At 56.7% G+C, this 3,130-nt stretch carries 1 protein-coding gene and 2 pseudogenes; 1 reads left to right on the top strand and 2 read right to left on the bottom strand.

The window, feature by feature from the left end; genetic code table 11:
- Positions 1-269: pseudogene (locus BG52_RS16255) on the top strand (hypothetical protein); the annotation flags it as partial.
- 50 nt (positions 270-319) lie between these two features.
- On the opposite strand, the gene BG52_RS14380 reads toward BG52_RS16255, so the two are convergent.
- Both BG52_RS14380 and BG52_RS14385 read right to left on the bottom strand, forming a co-directional pair.
- The gene (locus BG52_RS14380; protein WP_051588161.1) at positions 320-1,696 is read right to left on the bottom strand and encodes a putative bifunctional diguanylate cyclase/phosphodiesterase; all 1,377 of its coding nucleotides are present in this window, start codon (positions 1,694-1,696) and stop codon (positions 320-322) included.
- A gap of 197 nt (positions 1,697-1,893) precedes the next feature.
- Positions 1,894-3,130, bottom strand: a pseudogene (locus BG52_RS14385) (IS5 family transposase); the annotation flags it as partial.

Genomic DNA, 3,130 nt, shown 5'->3' on the forward strand with positions numbered 1-3,130 from the left:
TCGGCTGGGATGAAATCCGCAGCGTGGAGCCGGCGGCCAGAGACGCTTTTACATCGCCCAACGGGAATCTCGCCGCGATCGTTACCGACCGGAGCCTGGTGCTGCAAGGAGCGGACAATGGCAAGCTTGCCGGCCTTGCGGTTGAAGTTCCTCTCAACGCCGGCGAGCAGGTTGTCATGGCGCAGTGGGCGACGGGATCGGGATATGTGGACATGTGGAAAGCAAAGGCCGGCGCGCTGTTGAAGGGCGGCATAGCGCCGAAGACGTAACAACCGATGACAGCGGTACAAGCACGAGTACAGGACGAAGCCTGGTGCCGTCATACGGCGAGCATCCATTCGCGCAGCGCGACCGCATGCATCGGCTTGCCGTAGAAATAACCCTGCATGACACGGCAGCCTCGCGATTGCAGAAACAGGATCTGCTCCTCCGTCTCCACCCCTTCGGCAACGATGTCCAGTTGAAGATGGCGGGCCATCGCGATAATCGTGCTGATGATCGCCTGTTTCGACGGCACTTGGCTCTGCTGGATGAACAGCTGGTCGATCTTCAGTGTGTCGATTGGAATCCGGTCGAGATTGCCGAGCGAGGAATAGCCGGTGCCGAAGTCGTCCATCGACACACGTACCCCTAGCGCCTTAACTTCCCGCAGCTGGACGATCGTGCCTTCAATATCGCGCATCGCGATGGATTCGGTAATCTCCAGCTCAAGATCGGACGGGTCCATGCCCGAGTCGGCGAGTGCCTCGCGCACCATCGTGCCGAGCATGCCGCTTTCGAAGACGCGGATCGACATGTTGACCGATACGCAGACCTTGGGAAGGCCTTCCGCCTGCCAAGTCCGGTTCTGCTTACATACCTCGTACATCATCCAGCGGGTGATGGCTACGATCATGCCGTTCTCCTCGGATATCGGAATGAATTCCGAAGGCGAAACAGGGCCAAGCTTGCCGTGGTTCCACCGGAGCAGGGCTTCGATGCCGGTTAAGCGTCCCGCATCGGCGTCCCATTTGGGCTGGTAGTGAATGGCAAGCTCATTCAGCTGCATCGCCTTGCGAAGCCCTCTTTCAAGCTCGTGACGGCGGTTAATGGCAAGCTTTGTTTCCTCGTCGTATACGCTGTGGCGATTGCGGCCCGCCGACTTCGAAGCATACATGGCGATGTCGGCTGCTTTGAGCAGCGAGGTGCGGTCGGACCCATGCTGCGGAGACAGGCTGATGCCGATGCTCGCCGTCATCATAAATTCCGAATCATGCAGCTGGAACGGCTGCTTGAGCGAAGCGAGCAGCGCCGCCGCCAGCGCTTCCGCTGCGGCGCGTCCGCCCTCCGCGACGATCAGAAATTCGTCCCCTCCGAACCGGAACAGCTGTTGTCCGGCCGAGGCGGCCTGGGCCAGACGGCGCGCGGCTTGCTGGATAAACAAATCGCCCATATCATGTCCGAGCATGTCGTTGATCGCCTTGAACCGGTCAAAGTCGATAATCATCAAATAGCCTTCCCGGTAACCGGCGAACGTTTGTTCGAAATGCTTGGCTAACCGCTGACGGTTCGGCAGCCCGGTAAGCGAGTCGCGGTAAGACATTTGCCGCCGGCAGCGGACAAGATAAGCCGCATAGAACGCCATCGCCGCCACGACAGCGATCAGAAGGGAAAGAAGGACCACCACAATTTCGTATTCCTCATAAATCTGCTTCATAGGTTTACCTGCCCTGCCACAATATCCGGTCGGATGTTTGCGATAAATTTCGAAGACTGTCGTCGATTTGTGGAAAGAAGTCGGACATTGCAAAACCCCCGCTGGCCGCAAAATTATGCATTTGTTCATTATTTCTGTCCTATATTCGATTATAACGGATGGCGATGTTTCGATAAATAGGGCTTGCTGAATGATTTTTATCCGAAATTCAGAGCTAGGCGCCGACGTGACAGCATCGTGAAAATAAGGCAAAAAAGAACGCGGAGCCTGCGCTCCAGGTTCATCACCAGAAGTTGCAGCGTAATAACCGATTCGCTTGTCTTTGCAAGGCGTGCTCGAATGCAGCCAAGCCCGTACTTGCGCTTGCCTTCTCCGAACTTGCCTTCTATTGCGTTACGTTCTCCGGTGTCCTGTTTGGCAACTTGCTTCTCTTCGCTTGACGGACCGTTTTTGGGTTTTCGCCCTAAGGCCGGCCCGCTGAGCCGGATGCCAAGCTGTTTGCAGAAACTTCGGTTCTCGCGCGTGCGGTAGATTTGATCGGCTTGTACGACAGCCGGGTAGTACCCCATTGCTTGCGGTACTGCTCGATCACGTCAATGAGCGTCGTGCTCTCGTTGAAGTTATCCCAAGACATTCGATCAAGGAACGCATAGCCTTTCGTCATGCTCACGGCGATCTTGGCTCCGAACTCGACTCGCGCCTTGGCTTTCCCGCGTACGATCGGTCTGACATGCGGCTGATGAATGCTGACGATCCGGTCTTCCATCTGGTGAGAACGCTCGTTGTACATTTGAAGCTGCTGACGGTAAAGTTCATGAATCACCAGCAGGTCGCGGTAGGCTTTGCGGCTAAGCAGCGTAAGCGGCTGCTCCTTTGCTTGCTTGGCGATGATCTCCAAATTCCGTCCGACGTAACCGAGCTGGCGTCTGATCGCTTTGCGGATTACTTTCGGTCCAGGCCTGCGCTGCTTGGACACCGCTAGAAACTGCTTGCGCGCTTTTTTCCGGTAGGTACGCGGTTTCGCCGTTTGTCCGATGACCGGCTCATGCAGCGTATCGATGATCGCTTCGAGCTTTTCGCGCGCTTCATTCAGCAGATTCAGATCTGTCGGATAAGCCACATCAGCTGGCGCGCAGGTGGCGTCCACCAGCACCGTTCCTTGATTCGGCAGCGCAGGCGCTTCCGATTCTGCGGACGATACCGGATGTACTTCGGAAACAGGCGCGGTCGTTTCAAGCGCCTTTGACTCGGCAACCATCTGCTCCACGGGAGGGGCTGCTTCTGACGATTCGACTGACGCTTCCACCAACATCGTTTGCTGCTCGGCTTCAGCAGCAGGAACGCGCTTCTTTGACTGCTTCACTTTGACTCCGTCGCCGCTTGAGTCGTTGTTGTCGTCATCGTCCTTCATTTCCTTCGCGCCTACGGAGGCGA

This window comes from Paenibacillus darwinianus (assembly GCF_000598065.1).
GTDB classification, from domain to species: Bacteria; Bacillota; Bacilli; order Paenibacillales; family Paenibacillaceae; genus Paenibacillus_I; species Paenibacillus_I darwinianus.

Bases quoted from the DNA above. Each gene is read 5' to 3' on its own strand.
- BG52_RS14380 (WP_051588161.1), bottom strand. From the start codon at position 1,696: ATGAAGCAGATTTATGAGGAATACGAAATTGTGGTGGTCCTTCTTTCC.